Below are 21,802 nucleotides of genomic sequence, written 5' to 3'. Positions count from 1 at the left end.
TTCACTCCGATTCCGATGCGGCTGTCCCGGGCTGCCGGTCGCCCGGCGCCCGCTCCTCGGCGGCGGGCAGCGTCCAGCGGATGCTGGTGCCGGGCCCGTCCGGCTCTCCGAGCCAGATCCGACCGCCGTGGTACTCGACGATCTTCTTGCACAGGGCCAGGCCGATGCCGGTCCCCTCGTACACGTCCTTGGGGTGCAGCCGCTGGAAGATCACGAAGACCCGCTCGGCGTACTGCGCGTCGATGCCGATCCCGTTGTCCCGGCACTCGAGCTCCCAGGAGTCTCCCACCTGCGTGGCGGAGATCCGCACCGCCGGCGGCCGCTCGGGGTCGCGGAACTTGATCGCGTTGCCGACCAGGTTCTGCAGCAGCTGCACCAGCAGCGACCGCTCGCCGCGGACGACCGGCAGCGGGTCGTGCGTGATCACCACGCCGGACTCCTCGACGGCGTTCTCGAGGTTGTCCAGCGCGGCCGCCAGGGCGTCCTCGAGCGGCACGTCGGCGAGCTCGCCGCCGAGCCGCCCGACCCGGGAGAAGCCGAGCAGGTCCTGGATCAGGGCCTGCATGCGCTTGGCGCCGTCGACCGCGAAGGCGATGTACTGGTCGGCGCGCTCGTCCATCTGGCCGCCGTACCGCTTCTGCAGCAGCTGCGTGAACGAGGCGACCTTGCGCAGCGGCTCCTGCAGGTCGTGCGACGCGACGTACGCGAACTGCTCCAGGTCGCGGTTGGACCGGCGCAGCTCCTCGGTCTGCTCGGCGAGCCGGTCGTGGGCGTCGGCGATCTCCGCGCGGGACTCCTCGACCGCCTGCACCTGGGTGACCAGGGCGAGCCGCATCCGGTCGACGTCGGCCGCGAGGTCGGCGATCTCCCCCGGCCCGGTGACCTGGACGACGTGGTGCAGGTCGCCGTCGCTGACCGCGCGGGCGTCCGCGCCGAGCGCCTCCAGGGGCTCGGTGATCCAGCCGCGCAGGGTGCGCCACAGCACCGCACCGGCGACCGCGCCGGCGATGACCAGCGCGACGAGCGAGCCGACCACCACGTTCGTCCAGACCGCCAGGTCCGCGGCGGCCTCCGACCGGCGGCTGTCGAGGATGTCCAGGTACGCCTCCACGGCGGCGCGCGTCTGGTCGAACAGCACCTGGCCGTCCTCGACGGCACCGGGGTCGATTCCGGCGGGTCCGTCTGCCTGCACCCGGGCGATCGTCGGGCGCGCGAACTCGGCGTCCCACCGCTCGGCGGCCTCGACGGCGGCCGCGGCGGCCTCGCGCACCGCCGCGCTCGCGCCGCCCTCCGGGTCGGCGAACCGGGCGAACGCCGCCGTGGCGTCCTGCGCCCGCTCGTACGGCTCGAGCGTCCCCTCGAAGCCGGTGAGGGCGTAGCCGCGGACGGCCGTCTCGCCGTCGACCAGCCGCGTGTAGGCGGACTCGGCGTCGGTGATCGCCCGGAAGTAGCGGTCGGTGACCAGGTCCTGCGCGTCGAGCATCCGCCACAGCGCGACACCGGACCCGACGAACACCAGCCCGAGCACGACGGCCGCGGCGGTCAGCGCGAGGCCGAGTCGGCGGCGCAGCGTGGCGCGGGGGCGGGTCCGCGGCGCGCGCGGGCTCGTCGTGGCGGTCACCGGCGGTCCCCGTCCCACCCGAGCACGACCACGGCGGTGTCGTCGACGAGCTCGCCGCCGTGCCGGCGCCGCACCTCGCGGAGCGTGCCGTGCACGAGGCCCCCGGGGTCGGACCCCAGCACCCCGTCGACGACCTCCAGCAGGCCGGCCTTGCCGAGCCGCTCCTGCGTGCCGTCGACCGTGGCCTCGAGCAGCCCGTCCGTGTACATCATGAGGCGCCAGCGCTCCCCCAGCTCGAGCCGGCGGGGCCGCCACGCGCCGTCGACGGGGATGCCGAGCGCCCGGCCGCGCAGGTCCGTCGGCAGCAGCGTCGAGGCGCCGTCGCCCGACGGCCCGCCCAGCAGGAAGGGCACGGGGTGCCCGGCCAGGTAGAGGTCGACGGTGGCGCGGTCGGGCGCCACCTCGACCATGGACATCGTGGTGAAGACCTCCGAGCGCGCGCGCTCGGAGTGCAGCACCCGCTCGAGCAGGGGCAGCAGGTCCGCCGTCGCGACGTCGGCCAGCACCAGGGTCCGCCACGCCGTGCGCAGCACCGCGCCGAGCGCGGCCTCGTCCGGGCCGTGCCCGCAGACGTCGCCCACGACGGCCAGCACCGTGCCGTCCTCCCGCTCGACGACGTCGTAGAAGTCGCCGCCGAGCACCCCGTCGCGGCCGGCCCGGTAGCCCACGGACACCTCGAGCCGCTCGTCGCGCAGCGACGGGCGCGGCAGCAGCGCGGACTCCAGGCGGACCGTCTCCTCCGCGCGCACCAGGCTCCGGTAGAGCTCGCGGTCCACGGCCTGCAGGCGGCGGCGCTGCACGGCGTACCGCACGGACCGGCCGAGCGACTCGCCGTCGACCTCGCCCTTGACCAGGTAGTCCTGGGCACCGGCCGCGACGGCGCGCAGACCCGTCTCGGTGTCGGTGCGGCCCGTCAGGACGACGACCGCCGGGGCGCCGGCCGTCAGCAGCCGCTCCAGCGCGCCCAGGCCGACCGAGTCCGGCAGGCCCAGGTCCAGCAGCACGCAGTCGACGTCGAGGTGCGCGGTGGCCTCGTCCAGGGTGCGGGCGCGGCGCAGGCGGACGTCCAGCCCGGCGTCGGCCAGGTGCTCCTCGACCAGCAGGGCGTCGCCGTCGTCGTCCTCGACCAGCAGCAGCGCGATGGGACCGTCGACCGGGTCGGCCAGGTCACCCGAGGGTCCGGGCCAGCCGGAACGGGACACCCCGTCCGGGGTCGTGCTCTCGGTCACCCGTCCACCTCTCTGCGCTGGTCGCAGCATAGGCGAGGCCCGGTGCCGCGCCACCGGACCGTGGCGGCGCGGACGCGCGTGACCTGCGACGTCGCCGCCCGCCCGGTGCCGCTCAGTGACGGAAGTCGCGTGCGACCTCGAGGACGACGTCGGTGGCCTCCGGCTCGCCGACGCTCACCCGCACGCCGTCGCCCGCGAACGGACGGACCAGCACACCGGCGCCACCGGCCTCGCGGGCGAACCGCGCGGCGTCGTCCCCGACGCCCAGCCACACGAAGTTGGCCTGGCTGTCCGGGACGTCCCAGCCGTGCGCCCGCAGACCCGCGAGCATCCGGGTGCGCTCCCGCACGATCCGGTCGACCCGCTCCAGCAGCTCGTCGGACGCCTTCAGCGACGCGACCCCCGCCAGCTGGGCCAGGTGCGACACCCCGAACGGGGTCGACGCCGCGCGGATGCCGGCGGCGAGCCGCGGGTGCGCCACCGCGAAGCCGACGCGCAGGCCGGCCAGGCCGTAGGCCTTGGAGAACGTGCGGAGCAGCACGACGTTCGGGTGCTCGGCGAGCACGGCGAGGCCGTCGGGGGCGTCCGGGTCGCGGACGAACTCGACGTACGCCTCGTCCAGGACCACCAGCACGTCGCGCGGCACGGCCGCCAGGAACGCCGCGAGCTCGTCGGCGTGCACCGCCGGGCCGGTCGGGTTGTTCGGGGTGCACACCAGCACCACGCGGGTCCGGTCGGTGACCGCGGCGGCCATCGCGCCGAGGTCGAGCCGCCCGTCGGTCCCGACCGGCACCGGGACGCCGACGGCGCCCGCGAGCGTCACCGCGATCGGGTACGCCTCGAAGGACCGCCACGGGTGCACGACCTGGTCCCCCGCGTCGCAGAACGCCGACAGGACGTGGCCGAGCACCGCGACCGACCCGCAGCCGGCGACCACCTGGTCGGCCTGGACGCCGAGGTGCTCGGCGATCGCCTCGGTCAGGTCCGTGGCGTACATGTCCGGGTAGCGGTTCACGTCCACCGCGCCGTCCGTGATCGCCGCGACGACCGACGGCAGCGGCGGGTACGGGTTCTCGTTGGACGACAGCTTGTACGCCGCCGCGCCGACCGGGACCCGGGCACCGGGGACGTAGGGCGGCAGGCTCGCGAGGGCAGGGCGCAGGGGGACGTGCTTCACGCCGCCAGGATGCCACCGCGCGGCCCGGGCCCGCGGCACCCGCCCACGGGGTGGGTGGCCGACGTGCCGCGGTCCGGCTGCTGCTGAGTGGTCCGCGATGGCAGGATCGGCGCATGAGCTTCGTGCTGCGGGTCCTGATCAACGGCGTCGCGCTGTGGCTGGCCGAGGTGCTGCTGCCGGGCATCTCGATCGTCGGCGCCGACACCACCTGGGGGCGGGTCGGCGTGCTGCTGGCCGTCGCGCTCGTCTTCGGCATCATCAACGCGGTCGTCAAGCCGATCGTGAACGTGCTCTCGATCCCGCTCTACATCCTCACGCTGGGGCTGTTCACGCTGGTGGTCAACGCCCTCATGCTCATGCTCACGGCGTGGATCACCGAGCAGACGTCCTGGGGGCTGCGGATCGAGGACTTCGGCGACGCCTTCGTCGGCGCCCTGATCGTCTCCGTGGTGTCGTTCGGGCTCAGCGTCGCCATCCCCCGCAGCCGCGACCGCTGATCCGCCGCACGTCCCCGCTGGTCACCGGACGGGTGTCACCCGTCCGGAGCAGTTCCGGTGTTGCCGACGCCCGCCGACCCTCCTAGCGTCGGTGTGGTCCGGGCCACACCGACGACGGTGCGGCCGGCTGCCGGAGACCTCGGGGGGAGTCGCCATGGGGGCGAGCACGAGCGACGCACGCGGTGCGCGCTCCCGTGCGTCCCGGTGGCTCCGCCGCGGCCTGCTCGCCGCGGGCGGGCTCACGCTCGCCGGCGCCGCGATGGTCGTCGCCGCCCCCGCCGCCTCCGCGCAGGAGGCGCCGCCCGCGCCCGGGCCCGTGACCTCGCTGCTCGGCGGGGTCGGCGACCTGGTCGGCTCGGTCACGCAGCCCGTGGTGGAGCACGTCGTCGCGCCCGTGGTGACGCCGGTCGTGCAGGCCGTGGCGCCACCACCGGCCGCCCCCGCGCGGCCTGCCCCGCCCGCCGCGGCACCGGTCGCCCCGACGCCGGCGCCGCCCGCTCCGGCCGCCCCGGTTCCCGCCACCCCCGCCGCCCCGGGCCTCGTCGACGTGGTCGCCCAGGTCACCACGCCGGCCGCCGACCAGGTCGTCGCGCCCGTGGTGCACGCCGCGAAGCCGCTGGTCGAGACCGTCGCGGAGGACGTCGTCGCGCCGGTCGCCGAGGCGACGACGCCGCTGGCGCCCGTCCTCGACCCGCTGACCACCGACGTCGTGACGCCGCTCGTGGCCGATCTCCTGGGCCCGCTGCTCCACGCGCTGCCGCCGGTGCTGCACCCCGTCACCGACACGGTGCACCCCGTGCTCCTGCCCGTCGTGACGCCGGTGGCCGAGCGCGTGCTGGACCCCGTCGTCGGCGCCGTGGACGGCACCCCGGTCGGCAGGGTCCTCGACCCGGTGCTCGGCGTCCTGCGCCCGGTCGTGGTCGGTGTCGTGCCGCCCGCCGTGCCCACGTCGCCCGCCGTCCCGGACGTCCCCACGGTCCCCGCCGCGCCCACCGCACCGGGTGGCGCCGGGGGTACCGGCTCCGCACCCGCCGGCGTGGACCGGACGTGGCGCGCGCTCACGCTCGGCCCGGCCGGCGAGGCAGCCGCGACTGCGGGGTCGGCGCACGACCGTGCCGCCGGGACCACCGCCGCAACCGCCGCCGACCGCACCGCGGGGTCCGCCGCCGCGGCCGGCACGGGCGACGACCAGCCCGCACCGCCGGCGCCGCCGGCCCCCGCACCCTCCGGCAGCGGCGCCTCCGGCAGCCCGCTGCGCGCGCCGAGCAGCCCCGACGTGCTGGCGGTCCTCACCGCCGCCGCGATCGTCCTGGGCGGCTCCCGGCTCCTCGCCGTGGCACGTGGCCGCGTCGAGCTCCCCCTCCGCTCCCGCGAGGTCCCCGTCTCCCCTGCCTGAGTCCGGCCCCCGCGCCGACGGCATCCCTGCCGTCGCGGCGCACCAGGGCCACCGCGCCGCACACCGGCGCACCCGACTCACAGCAGGGGAACGACCATGCACACCACAGTCCGACGGGCGGTCCACACCGCTCTGCTCACCGGCGGCCTCGTCGTCGCCGGGGCCGTCGCGGCCCACGCCGCGGAGAACGACGGCATCCTGTCCGGCCTCGGCGTCGAGGCGCCGGTCGACGTCGCCGTGGACGTCGAGGGTCTCGCCGCCGGCATCCTCGGCGACGCGAGCGTCACCGGCACGGCACCCGCCCCGGCCCCCGCGCCGGTCGCGGTCCCGGCACCGGCACCGGCCGCCCAGGTCGGCGGCGGCAGCTCCGACGGCATCGCCTCCGGCACCGCGGTCGCTGCTCCCGTCTCGGTTCCGGTGGACGTCGACGCGGTCGCCGTGGGCGTCCTCGGCGACGCCAGCACGACGACCGCACCGCAGGCGGCTCCCGCCGCCGCTCCTGCCCCGGCCGCCACGGTCGAGCAGGGCACCACCGAGGGCGTCGCGTCCGGTTCCGCCGTCGCGGCCCCGGTCTCCGTGCCGGTGGACGTCGACGCGGTCGCCGTGGGCGTCCTCGGCGACGCGACGGTGACGGACGGCGTCACGGGCTCGTCCGCGAGCGCGCCGAACACCTCGGGCACCTCGGGCGCCCCGACCGCGACGGTCGACGGCGGTGACACCGACGGCATCGCGTCCGGCACCGGCATCGCGGCACCCATCAGCATCCCGATCACGATCGGCGACGTGGCCCTGGGGCTGCTCGGCGACGCCGGCACCACGACCACGGGCAGCGGCTCCGGCAGCACCGGTCCGGCCACCACCCCGGCCGCCGAGGTCACCTCGGGCGACTCGTCCGGGGTGCTCAGCGGCACGGGTGCCGCCGCGCCGATCAGCATCCCGATCACGGTCGGCGACGTCGCGCTGGGGCTGCTCGGCGACGCGAGCACCGAGAGCACCGGCTCCGACACCGTCGGCACGGGTTCCGCGCCGACGGCCACGAGCGGCTCGGGTGACTCCGACGGCGTGCTCAGCGGGACCGACGTCACCTCGCCGGTCCACATCCCGGTGACGATCGGCGACATCGCCCTCGGCCTCATCGGCGACGCCGGAACCGAGAACGCGGGCACCGGCACCGGCACGTCCGGCAGCACGCCCACCGCCGAGGCCGGCACCGGCGACGCCGACGGCATCGCCACCGGCACCGACGTCGTCGCACCCGTCACCGCCCCGATCACCGTCGGCGACATCGCCCTCGGCGTGATCGGCGACGCGACCTCCACCGGTGGGTCGACCACCGACGGCGCTGCCGGGACACCCGGCACGCCCGGGACCCCGGTGGGGGGCGGTGACTCCGACGGCGTGCTGACCGACATCGGCGTCCTGCTCCCGATCACGGTGCCGGTCACGATCGGCGACCTCGCCCTCGGCGTGATCGGCGACGCCGCCGTGACCGACCCGGGGACCGGCACCACGGGCCCCGGCACCACGGACCCGGGCACCGACCCGGGCACGACGGACCCCGGTACCGACCCCGGCACCACCGACCCGGGTTCCGGCCCGGTCACGGGTGACGGCACCGGCTCCGGCCCGATCACGGGTGACGGCATCGGCGCTTCCCCGGTCACCGGCGACGGCACCGGCACGACGGGCACGACCGGCGCGTCCGGCGGCATCGCCCTGGTGGCGGGCGCCGTCCTCGGCTCGGAGGTGCTCGCCGCGGCGGAGCTCGCCTCGGCTCTGGAGCAGGCCGGCTCCGTGGGCGTCACGGCGCCCGCGGCTCTGGCCACGACCGGCAGCCCCGCCGGCCTGGTGTCCCTGGCGGCGGCCGGCCTGATCGGCCTGGGGCTCCTGCTCCGCCGCCTCCCGCGAGTGGTCCTCGGCTGACCGCCCGCCCCTGATCCCATCGGCCGGCGGCGGGTGCGGGACCTCCGCCGGCCGATGGACTCGCTGACACGTCCTGACCTCCCGCAGCGAGCGACACGACGCACCACACCCTCCGGTGCCGGGGGCGTCGAGGCGCTCGACGCGTCGAAAGGAGCACCACCCGATCACCGACGGTCGGCGACGGATGCGGGTCCGTCGCCGACCTCCGGTGCGTCCGGGCCCGGGCGGTCAGGAGGCCCGGAAGGACCGCGCCATCTCGCGCTGCTCGTCCAGCACCTCGCCGATCCGCGCCTGGACCTCGTCCATGCGGCGGATCGTGGTGCTGACCGACTCGATGCCGCGGGAGACCGCCGCGGTGTTCGCCTGGATGTCGGCGACCTGCTGCTCGACCCGGGAGGTCGCGGTCGACGTGCCGCCGGCGAGGTCCTTGACCTCGGTGGCGACGACCGCGAACCCGCGGCCCGCCTGCCCGGCGCGCGCCGCCTCGATGGTCGCGTTCAGCGCGAGCAGGTTGGTCTGGTCGGCGATGGAGGAGATCACGCGGATCACGTCGCCGACCGCGGACGACGACGCCTCCAGGGTGCGGACCTCGTCGGCCATGGCCGAGGTCTGCGCGACGGCCTCCTCGGCGACCCGGACGGCCTCGGACGCGCTCTCGGACAGCCGCGCGACGCTGCCGAGCAGCGCCTCGGACGCGCCGCGGTCGCGTGCCGCGGCGCGCAGGATGTCGAGGCGCTGGGACACCAGCCGGGCGACGTTGCGCAGCGAGCCGCGCCGGCTGTCGCTCAGCTCGATGGTCTGGGTGGTGAAGAAGTCCATCGTGCCCAGCACCTCGTCGCCGACGATGACCGGGATGCAGACGCCGGACCGGACACCGGCCCGCTGCGCCGCGGGTGCCCGCACGCAGTCGGTCAGCTCGCCGAGGTCCCGGACGAACACCAGGTCGCGGGCCCGCCAGGCGCGTCCCGCCAGACCGACGCCCTCGGCGAAGCTCGCCGCCAGCGTCACGCGGCGGAACTCCTCGCCCGCGGTGCCGGACTCGACGTGGAACCGCAGGACGCGCGCCTCCGGGTCGACGATCCAGTACGAGCCGTAGTCCCAGCCGAACTCCTCGCGCACCGTGTCGAGGGCGGTGCGCAGCGCCTCCTCCTCGTCGCGGCAGGCCCCCACCCGGGCGACCGAGGTCGTCACGGCCTGCTGGTCCCGCGCCACCTGGGCGATCTCCTCGGTCGCGCGCTGCGACGCCAGGGCCTGGGACACCGTCCGGGCCAGGACGTCCAGGACGAGCACCTGGTCCGGGCCCTCGGAGCGGACCTGGCGGGACAGGAAGTCCAGCACCGCGACGACCTCGCCGTCGTGCCACAGCGGCATCGTCATCGCACCGCGGGCACCGCCGCGCAGGAACGCCTCGCCGCGGACGCAGTTGGTGGGGTGCTCGCGCAGGTCGGCGACCGGCAGCACGCCGTCCTGCTGCCAGGCGATGCCGCACAGGCCCACGCCCTTGGCCATCCGGTATCCGGGCGTCATCCGGGTCAGCTCGGCGGACAGCTCGCCGGACTGCGCGACGAACGCGAGGTCGGCCTGGGCGGGGTCCACGACCCACGCCGAGGCGTAGTCGAAGCCCAGGCGCGTGCGGATCACCTCGAGGAGCTCGGGCAGGCCGGACCGGCCGGCCATGGTGCCGAGCACGCGCACGACCTCGTCGAGGGCCCGCAGCTCCCGGCGCACGTCCGTGTCCTCCTGCGCCGGTCCGACCGCGCGGCCCCGTCGCCCCTTCAGTCCCGCCATGTCGTTCCCCTTGCTCGCCCGCCCGGGCATGCGACTTCTCCGCACGACCTCCCCTCGGGTGGCCTCCCGATCGGTCCCGGCCCGCGCGGTCTGAGTGGTTCGGGTGAGGGCCCGGACGGCGCGGTGACCCGGACGTCACCCCCCGGCGCGGGTCGATGCAGGTCAGCGCCCCTGCCGCCCCGCGCCGGCGGCTCCGGCGTTCACCCGGTCGACCACCCGCAGGACCCGGACGGCACGGCCGGCGCGGGGCGTGGAAGGATGCGGCCCATGCCCGCGCACGACAGCACCCCGCCCGCCGCGCCGCGCACGTCCCTCGCGGACGTCGAGCCGGCGATCGCCCTCGGCCCGCTCGACGGCCGGTACCGCCGGACGGTGGCGCCGCTGGTCGACCACCTGTCGGAGGCGGCCCTGAACCGCGAGCGCGTGCACGTCGAGGTGGAGTGGCTGATCCACCTGACCACGCACCAGGTCGTGCCCGGCGCCCCGGCGCTGTCGACCGAGGAGCAGGCGTACCTGCGGGCCGTCGTGACCGGGTTCGGGGCCGCGGACGTCGCGCGGCTCGCCGAGCTCGAGCGCACCACCGTGCACGACGTGAAGGCGGTCGAGTACTTCCTCAAGGAGAGGATCGCCGCGGCCCCGGACGTGCTCGGGACGTCGACCGTGCTGCCGTCGGTCTCCGAGCTGGTGCACTTCTGCTGCACGAGCGAGGACGTCAACAACCTGTCCTACGCGCTGATGGTGCGCGGCGCGGTGCAGGACGTGTGGCTGCCCGCCGCGCACGGCCTGGTGGACGACCTGGCCACGATGGCGCACGACCTCGCGGACGTCCCGCTGCTGGCGCTGACCCACGGGCAGCCCGCGACGCCGACGACGCTCGGCAAGGAGCTGGCCGTCCTCGCCCACCGCCTGCGCCGTCAGCTCCGCCGGGTCGAGGGCGCCGAGTTCCTGGGCAAGCTCAACGGCGCGACCGGCACCTACGGCGCGCACGTCGTCGCCGTGCCCGGTGCCGACTGGCCCGAGGTGAGCCGGACGTTCGTCGAGCACCTGGGCCTCACCTGGAACCCGCTGACCACCCAGATCGAGTCGCACGACTGGCAGGCCGAGCTGTACGCGGACGTCGCGCGGTTCAACCGCGTGCTGCACAACCTCGCGACCGACGTGTGGACGTACATCTCGCGCGGGGTCTTCACGCAGATCCCGGTCGCGGGCGCGACGGGCTCGTCGACGATGCCGCACAAGGTCAACCCGATCCGGTTCGAGAACGCCGAGGCGAACCTGGAGCTGTCCAGCGCCCTGCTCGACACGCTCGGTGCCACGCTGGTGACCAGCCGGCTGCAGCGCGACCTCACCGACTCCACCACCCAGCGGAACATCGGCCCGGCGTTCGGCCACTCGCTGCTCGCGGTCGACAACGTGCGGCGCGGGCTCGCGGCGCTCTCGGTGGACCGGGACCTGCTGGCGCGGGAGCTGGACCAGAACTGGGAGGTGCTGGGCGAGCCCGTGCAGTCGGCGATGCGCGCCGCCTCCGTCGCCGGGGTGACCGGGATGGAGAACCCGTACGAGCGGCTCAAGGAGCTCACCCGCGGCCGTCGGCTCACGGCCGAGGACATGCGCGAGTTCATCGCCGGCCTCGGGCTCCCGGACGACGTCGCGGCGCGCCTGCAGGCGCTGACCCCCGCCTCGTACACGGGCCTGGCCGGCGACCTGGTCACCTACCTCGACCGCTGACCCACCCCCGCGCGTGCCCTCGCCGACGCGGCGGTCGGGTCAGCGCGGGGCGGGGGCCGGCGCCAGGTCCGGGGTGACCGTGACCGCGGCGAGGTCCGCGAGCGCCGCGGCGTAGGCGGCCGCGTCACCGTCGCGCGCGGCCTCGCGGGCGCGCACGGTCGGGCCGTGCAGGGCGGACCGGACCCGGCGGCGCAGCGCCCGCGCGGCGCGCTCGTCCAGCCCGTCGACGGCGGCGGCGAGCTCCTCGTGCACGCGACGGCGCTCGGCGACGACCGGCGGGTTCCACTGCCGGGTCCGCAGCTCGCGGTCGAAGGTGTCGGCCTGCTCGGCGACCAGCGCGCGGGCGTCGGCGACGGTCGCGGAGTGCCCGTCCGGGGCGTGCTCGGCGACGGTGGTCAGGCTGACCAGCCGCACCCCGGGCAGGTCGCCCACGGCGGGGTCGACGTCGTGCTGCAGCGCCAGGTCGACGACGGCCAGGGGGCGCGCGCCGACCGCGGCCTCGGCGGACCGGGCCCGGATCAGCGAGTCGACGTCGAGCACCGCGCCGGCCGCGCCGCTGCACGCGACGACCAGGTCGACGCCCGCCAGGCTCGCGGCGAGGTCGTCGGTGGCGGCGGTGACCCCGCGCTGCGCGGCGAACTGGCCGGCCCGGCCGCTGGCGGAGTAGACGAGGACGTCGGCGCAGCCGCGCGCCTTGAGCGCGGCCAGGCTGGCTCCGGCGTAGGAGCCGGTGCCGATCAGCAGGCAGCGCACGTCGGCCCAGTCGGGCAGCCCGTCCTCGACCAGGTCCAGCGCGACGCCGACCACGGACCGCCCGGCGGCACCCAGCCCGGTGCGGCCCTCGACGGCGCGCGAGGTCCGGGACGCCGCCTGGAACAGGCCCTCGAGGTCGGAGGTGGTGGTGCCGTCGCGGCGGGCGGTGGTGAGCGCGCGGCGCACCTGCCCGGCGATCTCGCGCTCCCCCACGACCATGGACTCCAGGCCGGAGGCGACGGCGAACAGGTGCTCGACGACCCGGGGCCCGGTGGCGGGCGCGAGGGCGTCGGCGACGCGCTGGGTGGAGTAGCCGGAGCGGGCGGCGACGGTGGCGGCGACCGCGTCCCGGGCGGCCTCGGCGTCGGCTGCGTCGTCGACGTCCAGGTACAGCTCGAAGCGGTTGCAGGTCGCCAGGACGACCGCCCCCGCGACCGAGTCCGAGCCCGTCACGATCTCCCGGCCGACGGCGTGGGTGTCGGCGGACAACCGCTCCAGCACGGACAGGTCGAGGTCGTGATGGCTGGCCACCAACGACAGCATCACCACGCCCAGAATTTAATCACTCCAGGGAAGAGGGGGCACAATCGCGGTGATGTCGACTACGTCACGCCCCTCCGCGCCCTCGGCCGCGCCGGCGACCCCCGCCCCCGTCCTCCCGTCGCTCCCGGACGGCACCGGGCTGCCCGCCGACCACCCGCTGGTCGACGGCCGCACGGCGCACGCGCCGCTGGTCGACGCCTACCGCGGCCGCACGCCGGCGCGCCGGCCGGTGTGGTTCATGCGGCAGGCCGGCCGCTCGCTGCCCGAGTACCGCGAGGCCCGCCGGGGCACCGCGATGCTCGACGCGTGCCTGACGCCGGACCTCGCGTCGGAGATCACGCTGCAGCCGGTGCGCCGGCACGGCGTGGATGCGGCGATCTTCTTCTCGGACATCGTCATCCCGCTGCGGCTCGCGGGCGTCGACGTGGACATCCAGCCCGGCGTCGGCCCGGTGATGGGCTCGGCGGTCCGGACCGCCGACGACGTCGCCCGGCTCCGGGCCGAGCACCCGGTCGAGTCGCTGACCGCCGAGGTGCTGGCACCGGTCACGGAGGCCGTCCGCCTCACGACGGCCGCGCTCGGCGGCACCCCGCTGATCGGGTTCGCGGGCGCGCCGTTCACGCTCGCCGCCTACCTGGTCGAGGGCCGGCCGTCCCGCGACCACCTGGCCGCCCGCACCCTGATGCACGCGGACCCGGCCACGTGGCGCGCGCTGACGGAGTGGGCCGCCGACGTGACGGGCGCGTTCCTGCGGGCGCAGGTGCTGGCGGGGACCAGCGCGGCGCAGCTCTTCGACTCCTGGGCGGGCTCGCTGTCGCTGGCGGACTACACCGAGCGCGTCGCGCCGGCCTCGACCCGCGCCCTGGCCCACGTCGCCGACCTGGGGGTGCCGCGCGTGCACTTCGGCACCGGGACCGGCGAGCTGCTGGCCGCGATGCGCGACGTCGGCGCGGACGTCGTCGGCGTGGACCACCGCATCGGGCTGGACGAGGCGGTGCGCCGCCTGGACGGCCGCGTGCCGGTGCAGGGCAACGTCGACCCGGCGCTGCTGGGCGCGCCGTGGCCCGTGCTCGAGGCGCACGTGCGGGACGTGGTCGCGCGCGGCGCGGTCGCGCCGGGGCACGTGGTGAACCTCGGGCACGGCGTCCCGCCCGAGACCGACCCCGCCGTGCTGACCCGGGTGGTCGAGCTGGTGCACAGCATCTGACCACCCAGGGGCACGCCGCCCCACCCAGCGCGCCGGCGGGCACGGCAGAGTGCTGGGGACGACGACACCGACGAGCCGAGGAGCAGCCACGAGCGAGCACGAGGACCGCGCACCCGCGGACCACGACGGGTCCGGGACGCACGACGCGGTCGTGGTCGGCGGCGGCGTCGCCGGGCTGGTCGCCGCGCGCGAGCTGGCGCTGGCCGGGCTCCGCCCGCTGGTGCTGGAGGCCTGGCGGTCACCGGGTGGCGTGGTCGGGCGGCACGAGGTCGACGGGCTGCGCCTGGACGCCGGCGCCGAGTCCTTCGCGACGCGGGGCGGCGTCGTGGCGGCCCTGGCGGACGAGCTCGGCCTGGGCGACCGCGTGGTGGTCCCGGAGCCGCACGGCGCGTGGGTGCGGCTGCCCGGCGGCGCGGGCCCGCTGCCGCGCACCGGGCTGCTGGGGATCCCCGCGGACCCGTGGGCGCCCGACGTGCGCCGCACGATCGGCACGCTCGGCTCCCTGCGCGCCGCCGTCGACCGGGTGCTGCCCGCGCGCGTCGGCACGGCCGACGGCGCCACCCTGGGCGCCATGGTGCGCGCCCGGTACGGCAGCCGGGTGCTGGACCGCCTGGTCCGCCCGGTCGTGGCCGGCGTGCACGCCGCCGAGCCCGACGACGTGGCGGCCGACGCGGTGGCCCCCGGGCTGCGGGCGGCGGTGCTCCGGGAGGGCTCCCTGGGACGCGCGGTCCGCGCGCAGCGGGCGCTGGTGCCGGCGGGGTCGGCGGTCGCCGGGTTCCGCGGCGGCCTGCACGTGCTGGTGGACGCGCTGGTCGCCGACGTCGAGGCGCACGGCGGGACCGTGCGGACGGGGTCGACGACGCGCGCGGTCGCACGGACGGCCGACGGCTTCCGCCTGACCGTCGAGACCGCCGCCGGCACGCACGAGCTGGACGCCCGGCGGCTGGTCGTCGCCACGCCGCGGGCGCTGGACCTGCTGGCCGGCGTGGCCCCGGCGCTGTCCGGGCTGCAGACCGACCCGGGCGCGGACATCGTGCTGGTGACCCTGGTGCTGGACGCCCCCGAGCTGGACGGCGCCCCGCGCGGCACCGGCGTGCTGGTCGCGCGCGGCGTGACCGGCGTCCGCGCCAAGGCCCTGACCCACGCCACCGCGAAGTGGGGCTGGCTGGCCGAGGCCGCGGGGTCGGGCCGGCACGTCGTGCGGCTGTCCTACGGCCGGGCCGGCGAGGACGCGCCGCTGCCCGCCGACGACGCGGCGCTCGCCGACCTCGCGCTGCGCGACGCGGCGGCCGTGCTCGAGGTGCCGCTGCGCGCGGACCAGGTCCGTGCCACGGCCCGGGTCCGCTGGCGCCAGGGGCTGCCGGTGCCGAGCGCCGCGCACCGCCGGACCGTGCAGCAGGTGCGCGCGGCCGTCGGGGAGGTGCCCGGCCTGGCCGTGGTCGGGGCGTGGGTCGCCGGCAACGGGCTCGCTTCCGTCGTGCCGGACGCGCGGGCCACCGCGGCCGCGCTGGTCCCCCGGGACGCCGGGTGACCGGCGTCGTCCCCAGGTCCCGGGCACCGCTTTCGACAGATCGCGCGGAGAAGACCGAGACTGGGGGCATGCCCCAGACGGTCCGGGTCGGTACCCGTGCGAGTGCGCTCGCCCTCACCCAGACGGGACACGTGGCGGACGCGCTGACCGCCCTGGGCGCCGGCGCGCACGAGCTGGTCCGCGTCCGCACCGACGGTGACCGGCTGACCGGCTCGCTGGCCACGCTGGGCGGCACCGGGGTGTTCGTCACCGCGCTCCGCGACGCCCTGCTGGACGGCCGCTGCGACGTCGCGGTGCACTCGTTCAAGGACCTGCCGACCGCCGTCGCACCCGGGCTCGTCGTCGCCGCCGTGCCGCTGCGGCAGGACCCCCGGGACGCGCTGTGCGCCCGCGACGGCCGCACGCTCGCCACGCTGCCCGAGGGCGCCTCCGTGGGCACCGGCTCCCCCCGGCGGGCGGCGCAGCTCCTCGCCGCGCGCCCCGACCTGAAGGTGGTCGACATCCGCGGCAACGTGGACACCCGGCTGCGCCGGATCGAGGACGACCTGGACGCCGTGGTGCTGGCCCGCGCCGGCCTGGCCCGGCTGGACCGGCTGGACGCGGTCACCGAGGCGCTGCCGTTCGACGTGATGGTCCCGGCGCCGGCGCAGGGCGCGCTGGCCGTCGAGGTCCGGTCGGAGGACGCCGTCGACGGCAGTCCCCTGGCCCGGGCGCTCGCTGCCCTGGACCACCGGCCGACGCACCTCGCCGTCGTCGCCGAGCGCGCGCTGCTCAACCGGCTCGAGGCCGGGTGCGCCGCCCCGGTCGGCGCGCACGCGCGGCTGGGTGACGACGACGTGCTGACGCTGGAGGCGGTCGTGGCCCGGACGGACGGGTCCGCGACGCTGCGCCGCTCGGCGCGCACCACGCTCGCCGCAGGCGGCGCCGGCACGGACGACGGCCGGGCGGCCCTCGCCGCCGCCGCGCTCGGCACGCGGCTCGCCGAGGAGCTGCTGGCCGCCGGTGCCGCCGACCTGGCGGAGCTCGGCGCGTGACGGCCACCGAGGGCACGACCGGCGGCACCGACGTCACCGGCCTGCCGCCCGCCGGACCGCTCGCCGGCGTCACCGTGCTGGTCCCGCGCGAGACGACGGGACCCGACCCGCTGGTGATCGCGCTGCGCGCCGCGGGTGCGGAGCCCGTGGTCGTGCCGCTGATCCAGACGGTCCCGCCGCCGGACCCGACCGAGCTCGACGACGCCCTGCTGGCGCTCGAGGTGGGCTACTACGGCTGGGTCGCCGTGACGAGCGCCGCCGCGGTGCCCGTCCTGGTCGACCGCGCCGAGGAGACCGGGCACACGCTGCCCGAGCTGCTCGACGGGGTCCGGGTGGCCGCCGTCGGCGGCACCACGGCGCGGGCGCTGCGCGAGGCCGGCGTCCACGTCGACCTGGTGCCGCGCGGCCGCTCGTCCGCCGCCACGCTGCTGGCCGCCTGGCCCCCGGCCGGTGACGAGCCGGTCCGGGTGCTGCTGCCCCTGGGCGACCTCGCGGCGCCGACGCTGGCCGAGGGGCTGGAGGCCCACGGCTGGCCCGTCGACGTGGTGGTCACCTACCGCACCGTGCCCGGCCCCGCACCGGAGCCGGAGACCCGCGCGGCGTGGGCGGAGGGCCGGGTGCGTGCGGCCCTGCTGACGTCCGGGAGCACCGCGCGGAACATGCTGTCGATGCTCGGCGCCCCGCCCAGCGGGACCCTGCTGTGCTGCATCGGCGACTCGACGGCGGCCGAGGCGCGCCGCGCCGGGCTCCCCGTGGCCGCCGTCGCGCACGACCAGACGCCGGGCGGCCTGGTCGCCGCTCTGGCCGCCGCCCTGACGAACGCAGCGGACGCCGCAGGCACCGACGTCGACAGCGCCCACGGCGCACCCCCGACCCCGCCGGACGCGACCCATCCCGTCGCGCCGGGCACCGACCCCGACGGAGGGCACGCATGACCACGCAGCCGGCCGGCACCCCGGCCCCCGCAGCACACACCCCCGCGCACCCGGCACCCGCGACGTCCCGGGCGGTGGCCGAGGCCGTCGCCGCCGCCCGGCCCGGCCGGGTCCGCCCGCGCCGGCTGCGCGGGACCGCCGCGCTGCGCCGCACCGTCAGCGAGGTCCGCCTGCACCCGGCGGACCTGATCCTGCCGCTGTTCGTCAAGGAGGGCCTGACCGAGCCGCAGGCCATCGCGTCCATGCCCGGCGTCGTGCAGCACAGCCGGGACTCGCTGCGCCGCGCGGTCGTCGAGGCCGCCGCGGCCGGCGTCTCCGGCGTGAACCTGTTCGGCGTCCCGCTGGTGCGCGACGCGGTCGGCTCGGGCGCGACCGACCCCGACGGCGTGCTCAACCGGGCCATCGCCGACGTGCGGGCCGAGGTCGGCGACGCGCTGGTCGTCCAGGCCGACCTCTGCCTCGACGAGTTCACCGACCACGGCCACTGCGGCGTGCTCACCGCCGACGGGGTCGTCGACAACGACGCGACGCTGGTGCGCTACGCCGAGATGGCGCTGGTGCAGGCCGAGGCGGGCGCCCACATGGTGGCGCCCAGCGGCATGATGGACGGCCAGGTCGGCGTGGTCCGCGACGTGCTGGACGCCGCCGGCCGCGACGACGTCGCGGTGCTCGCCTACGCCGCCAAGTTCGCCAGCGTGCTCTACGGCCCGTTCCGCGACGCCGTGGAGTCGACGCTGGAGGGCGACCGGCGGACCTACCAGATGGACCCGGCCAACCGCCGGGAGGCGCTGCGCGAGGTTGAGCTCGACATCGCGGAGGGCGCGGACCTGGTGATGGTGAAGCCCGCGGGTGCCTTCCTGGACGTGCTGGCCGACGTCGCCGCGACCAGCACCGTCCCCGTCGCCGCCTACCAGGTGTCCGGCGAGTACGCGATGGTCGAGGCCGCGGCGGCGCAGGGCTGGCTGGACCGCCGGCGCGCCATCACGGAGTCCGTGCTCGGCATCCGCCGGGCGGGCGCCGACCAGGTGCTGACGTACTGGGCCGTCGAGCTGGCCCACTGGCTGCGGGAGGAGTGGCGATGACCACCTCGGAGGAGCTGTTCGAGCGGGCGCTGGGCGTCGTGCCGGGCGGGGTGAACTCGCCGGTGCGGGCGTTCGGGTCCGTGGGCGGCGCCCCGCGGTTCCTCGCCTCCGCGCGCGGCGCGTACGTGACCGACGTCGACGGCCGCGAGTACGTCGACCTGGTGGGCTCGTGGGGGCCGGCGATCCTCGGCCACACGCACCCCGAGGTCGTCGAGGCCGTGCGCGAGGCGGCGGGACGGGGTCTGAGCTTCGGCGCCCCGACCCTCGCCGAGGTCGAGCTCGCCGAGGCCGTCCGCGAGCGCGTCCCGGCCGTCGAGCGCCTGCGGCTGGTGTCGACCGGCACCGAGGCGACGATGACGGCCATCCGGCTGGCGCGCGGCGTCACCGGCCGGGACAAGGTCGTGAAGTTCGCGGGGCTCTACCACGGGCACTCCGACGGACTCCTGGCCTCGGCGGGATCCGGCGTCGCGACGCTGGCCCTGCCGGGCTCCGCGGGCGTGCCCGCGTCGATCGCCGCCGAGACCATCGTGCTGCCGTACAACGACGTCGCCGCCGTCGAGGCCGCGTTCGCCGCGCACGGCCCGGACATCGCCGCGATCATCACGGAGGCCGCGCCCGCCAACATGGGCGTCGTCCCGCCGGGGCCGGGCTACAACGCCGCGCTGGCGCGGATCGCGCACGCGCACGGCGCCCTGCTGATCCAGGACGAGGTGCTCACCGGCTTCCGGGTCGGCCCCGCCGGCTGGTGGGGGCTCGAGGCGCAGCGCGAGGGCTGGTCCCCGGACCTGCTGACCTATGGCAAGGTCGTCGGCGGCGGGCTGCCCGTCGCCGCGCTCGGCGGCCGTGCGGACGTGATGGACGCGCTGGCGCCGGTCGGGCCGGTCTACCAGGCCGGCACGCTGTCCGGGAACCCGGTGGCCACCGCCGCGGGCCTGGCCACGCTGCGCCTCGCGGACGACGCCGTGTACGCCCACGTCGACGCCGCGTCGGCGACGGTGCGGGCGGCGGTGGACGAGGCCCTGACCGCCGCCGGGCTGCCGCACGCCGTGCAGAACGCGAGCAACCTGTTCAGCACCGTGCTCGGCACCGACGCCGGCGCGCGGGACTACGCCCAGATGCTCGCGTCGGAGTCCTGGCGGTACCCGGCGTTCTTCCACAGCCTGCTCCGCGACGGCGTGTACGCGCCGCCGTCGGCGTTCGAGGCGTGGTTCCTGTCCGCCGCGCACGACGACGCGGCGCTGGGCCGGGTGCTCGAGGCGCTGCCCGCGGCGGCGCGCGCCGCGGCCGCCGCGGTCCCGCCGACCGCCTGACGGCCGGGCCGGTACGGCCGGCGCCACCACCCGCGGGGGTGCGCGCCGGCCCCTGCCGCTCGGCACGGAGCGCGCCGAGCGAGCCGCGGCCTGCCCGCGGCACGGCCCTCCCGGCAGGTGCGCCTGGAGCGCCGAATATCTACCGACTGGTCGGCTCAGCCCTCTGACCTGCGGGTTTCCACGGAGGAAACACGGCGGAAACATCCGACGGTTCGGAATCTCCTTACACTGTGCTACTCCTATGACCCACGTCACGAGCGCCCCCGCGCCCGTGAGCGCGCGACCCCCGCCGTCGGGACCGCGCCGCCGGGCTCCGCGCCCGCCGGCCGCACCGTCCGGGACGCCGAAGGGCTCTCACTCAGGAAGAGGTACACGCATGACTGCGGTTCCCCACGGCCGCCGACGCGGCTTCGCGGCCGGCGCCGGCCTGGTCGCCACCGCGCTGGTGCTCGCCGCCTGCGGCGGCGGCTCCGGCGGCGACGACGACGCGGACGGCGGTGACGGCGGAGGCGGCGGCTCGCTGCTGATCGGCACCACCGACAAGATCACGACGATCGACCCGGCCGGCTCGTACGACAACGGCTCGTTCGCCGTCATGAACCAGGTCTACCCGTTCCTCATGAACACGCCGTACGGCAGCCCCGAGGTCAAGCCCGACATCGCCGAGTCGGCCGAGTTCACCTCGCCGACCGAGTACACGGTCACCCTGAAGCCGGGTCTGACGTTCGCCAACGGCAACGAGCTCACCTCCTCGGACGTCAAGTTCACGTTCGACCGCCAGCTCGCGATCTTCGAGTCCGGTGCGGACGACGGCAACGGCCCCGGCTCGCTGCTCTACAACCTCGCCAGCGTCGCGGCGCCGGACGACACCACCGTCGTCTTCACGCTGAAGTCCGAGAACGACCAGGTCTTCCCGCAGATCCTGTCGAGCCCCGCGGGCCCGATCGTGGACGAGGACGTGTTCGCCGCCGACGCGCTGACCCCGGACGACGAGATCGTCGAGGGCCAGGCCTTCGCCGGCCCGTACGTGCTGACGGACTACGCCCAGAACGACCTGCTCACCTACCAGGCGAACCCGGACTACCAGGGCCTGCTCGGTGCGCCGGCGACCGAGGAGATCTCGGTCTCGTACTACGCCGAGGCGTCGAACCTCAAGCTCGACGTCCAGCAGGGCAACGTCGACGTCGCGTTCCGCAGCCTGACCGCGACCGACATCGAGGACCTGCGCGGCGACGACAACGTCCAGGTCGTCGACGGCCCCGGCGGCGAGATCCGCTACATCACGTTCAACTTCAACACCCAGCCGTACGGCGCGACCACGCCGGAGGCCGACGAGACCAAGGCGCTCGCCGTCCGCCAGGCGGTGGCCGACCTGATCGACCGCGAGGAGATCGCGGAGCAGGTCTACAAGGGCACCTACACGCCGCTGTACTCCTTCGTCCCCGAGGGCCTGACCGGCGCCACCGAGCCGCTCAAGGGCCTGTACGGCGACGGCGAGGGCGGCGCGGACGCCGACGCCGCTGCCGAGCGCCTCGAGGCCGCGGGCGTCGAGACGCCGGTCCAGCTGTCGCTGCAGTACAGCAACGACCACTACGGCCCGTCCTCCGGCGAGGAGTACGCGCTGATCAAGGACCAGCTCGAGTCCACCGGGCTGTTCACGGTCGACCTGCAGACCACCGAGTGGGTGCAGTACGCCAAGGACCGCACCGCCGACGTGTACCCGGCCTACCAGCTCGGCTGGTTCCCGGACTACTCGGACGCGGACAACTACCTGACCCCGTTCTTCCTCACGGAGAACTTCCTCGGGAACCACTACGACAACACCGAGGTGAACGACCTGATCCTCGAGCAGGCGGTCACCGCGGACGCCGACGCCCGGACCGCGCTCATCGAGCAGATCCAGGACACCGTCGCCGAGGACCTGTCCACGGTGCCGTACCTCCAGGGCGCCCAGGTGGCCGTCGTGGGCACGGACGTGACCGGCACCGAGGACACCCTCGACGCCTCGTTCAAGTTCCGCTACGGCGCACTCGCCAAGGGCTGATCCG

At 76.5% G+C, this 21,802-nt stretch carries 16 protein-coding genes; 11 read left to right on the top strand and 5 right to left on the bottom strand.

The window, feature by feature from the left end; genetic code table 11:
- Nucleotide 1: 1 nt before the first annotated feature.
- From AC1050_RS16890 to hisC, 3 genes are all read right to left on the bottom strand, one after another.
- The gene (locus AC1050_RS16890) at nt 2-1,621 is read right to left on the bottom strand and encodes a sensor histidine kinase (protein WP_482388569.1); all 1,620 of its coding nucleotides are present in this window, start codon (nt 1,619-1,621) and stop codon (nt 2-4) included.
- Complete coding sequence (locus AC1050_RS16885; RefSeq protein ID WP_482388568.1) at nt 1,618-2,850, bottom strand: PP2C family protein-serine/threonine phosphatase; 1,233 nt, start codon at nt 2,848-2,850, stop codon at nt 1,618-1,620. The genes AC1050_RS16890 and AC1050_RS16885 overlap by 4 nt, the downstream gene beginning before the upstream one ends.
- A 112-nt stretch (nt 2,851-2,962) precedes the next feature.
- A complete protein-coding gene (hisC, locus tag AC1050_RS16880) occupies nt 2,963-4,027 on the bottom strand; it encodes a histidinol-phosphate transaminase (RefSeq protein WP_482388567.1) in 1,065 nt (354 codons plus the stop codon).
- 113 nt (nt 4,028-4,140) lie between these two features.
- Between hisC and AC1050_RS16875 the strand changes: the two genes are divergently transcribed.
- From AC1050_RS16875 to AC1050_RS16865, 3 genes are all read left to right on the top strand, one after another.
- Complete coding sequence (locus tag AC1050_RS16875) at nt 4,141-4,524, top strand: phage holin family protein (RefSeq protein ID WP_482388566.1); 384 nt, start codon at nt 4,141-4,143, stop codon at nt 4,522-4,524.
- A 154-nt stretch (nt 4,525-4,678) separates the two neighbouring features.
- Nucleotides 4,679-5,920 carry a hypothetical protein gene (locus tag AC1050_RS16870; protein WP_482388565.1) on the top strand — a complete coding sequence of 414 codons (1,242 nt, stop codon included), beginning with the start codon at nt 4,679-4,681 and terminating at the stop codon, nt 5,918-5,920.
- A gap of 96 nt (nt 5,921-6,016) precedes the next feature.
- A complete protein-coding gene (locus tag AC1050_RS16865; RefSeq protein WP_482388564.1) occupies nt 6,017-7,843 on the top strand; it encodes a hypothetical protein in 1,827 nt (608 codons plus the stop codon).
- Between the two features lie 228 nt (nt 7,844-8,071).
- Here the strand turns inward: AC1050_RS16865 and AC1050_RS16860 are convergent, their stop codons facing one another.
- Complete coding sequence (locus AC1050_RS16860) at nt 8,072-9,631, bottom strand: GAF domain-containing protein (RefSeq protein WP_482388563.1); 1,560 nt, start codon at nt 9,629-9,631, stop codon at nt 8,072-8,074.
- A 267-nt stretch (nt 9,632-9,898) separates the two neighbouring features.
- Here AC1050_RS16860 and purB point away from each other — a divergent pair, with 267 nt between their 5' ends.
- A complete protein-coding gene (gene purB / locus AC1050_RS16855) occupies nt 9,899-11,359 on the top strand; it encodes an adenylosuccinate lyase (protein WP_482388562.1) in 1,461 nt (486 codons plus the stop codon).
- A gap of 39 nt (nt 11,360-11,398) precedes the next feature.
- Here purB and AC1050_RS16850 read toward each other — a convergent pair whose 3' ends face one another.
- Nucleotides 11,399-12,655 (bottom strand): glutamyl-tRNA reductase, encoded by a 1,257-nt coding sequence (locus tag AC1050_RS16850; protein WP_482388707.1) that lies wholly within the window; start codon nt 12,653-12,655, stop codon nt 11,399-11,401.
- A 52-nt stretch (nt 12,656-12,707) separates the two neighbouring features.
- On the opposite strand from AC1050_RS16850, the gene hemE reads away from it, so the two are divergent.
- The 7 genes from hemE to AC1050_RS16815 all read left to right on the top strand — a co-directional run bounded on the left by hemE (nt 12,708) and on the right by AC1050_RS16815 (nt 21,798).
- On the top strand, nt 12,708-13,862 hold the full coding sequence (gene hemE / locus AC1050_RS16845) for a uroporphyrinogen decarboxylase (RefSeq protein ID WP_482388561.1): 1,155 nt from the start codon (nt 12,708-12,710) through the stop codon (nt 13,860-13,862).
- Between the two features lie 49 nt (nt 13,863-13,911).
- On the top strand, nt 13,912-15,393 hold the full coding sequence (locus AC1050_RS16840; RefSeq protein ID WP_482388560.1) for a protoporphyrinogen/coproporphyrinogen oxidase: 1,482 nt from the start codon (nt 13,912-13,914) through the stop codon (nt 15,391-15,393).
- Nucleotides 15,394-15,461: 68 nt separating this feature from the next.
- Entirely contained in the window at nt 15,462-16,427 is a 966-nt protein-coding gene (hemC, locus tag AC1050_RS16835; RefSeq protein WP_482388559.1) for a hydroxymethylbilane synthase, read from the top strand.
- On the top strand, nt 16,424-17,362 hold the full coding sequence (locus tag AC1050_RS16830; RefSeq protein ID WP_482388558.1) for a uroporphyrinogen-III synthase: 939 nt from the start codon (nt 16,424-16,426) through the stop codon (nt 17,360-17,362). The genes hemC and AC1050_RS16830 overlap by 4 nt, the downstream gene beginning before the upstream one ends.
- Nucleotides 17,359-18,444, top strand: coding sequence for a porphobilinogen synthase (gene hemB, locus AC1050_RS16825; RefSeq protein WP_482388557.1), 1,086 nt, complete (start codon nt 17,359-17,361; stop codon nt 18,442-18,444). The genes AC1050_RS16830 and hemB overlap by 4 nt, the downstream gene beginning before the upstream one ends.
- Entirely contained in the window at nt 18,441-19,754 is a 1,314-nt protein-coding gene (gene hemL, locus AC1050_RS16820; RefSeq protein WP_482388556.1) for a glutamate-1-semialdehyde 2,1-aminomutase, read from the top strand. The genes hemB and hemL overlap by 4 nt, the downstream gene beginning before the upstream one ends.
- 376 nt (nt 19,755-20,130) lie before the next feature.
- On the top strand, nt 20,131-21,798 hold the full coding sequence (locus tag AC1050_RS16815; RefSeq protein WP_482388555.1) for an ABC transporter substrate-binding protein: 1,668 nt from the start codon (nt 20,131-20,133) through the stop codon (nt 21,796-21,798).
- Nucleotides 21,799-21,802 lie beyond the last annotated feature (4 nt).

The organism is Cellulomonas sp. NEAU-ZC6 (genome assembly GCF_056844425.1).
This window is presented reverse-complemented; position numbering and strand designations above follow the sequence as displayed.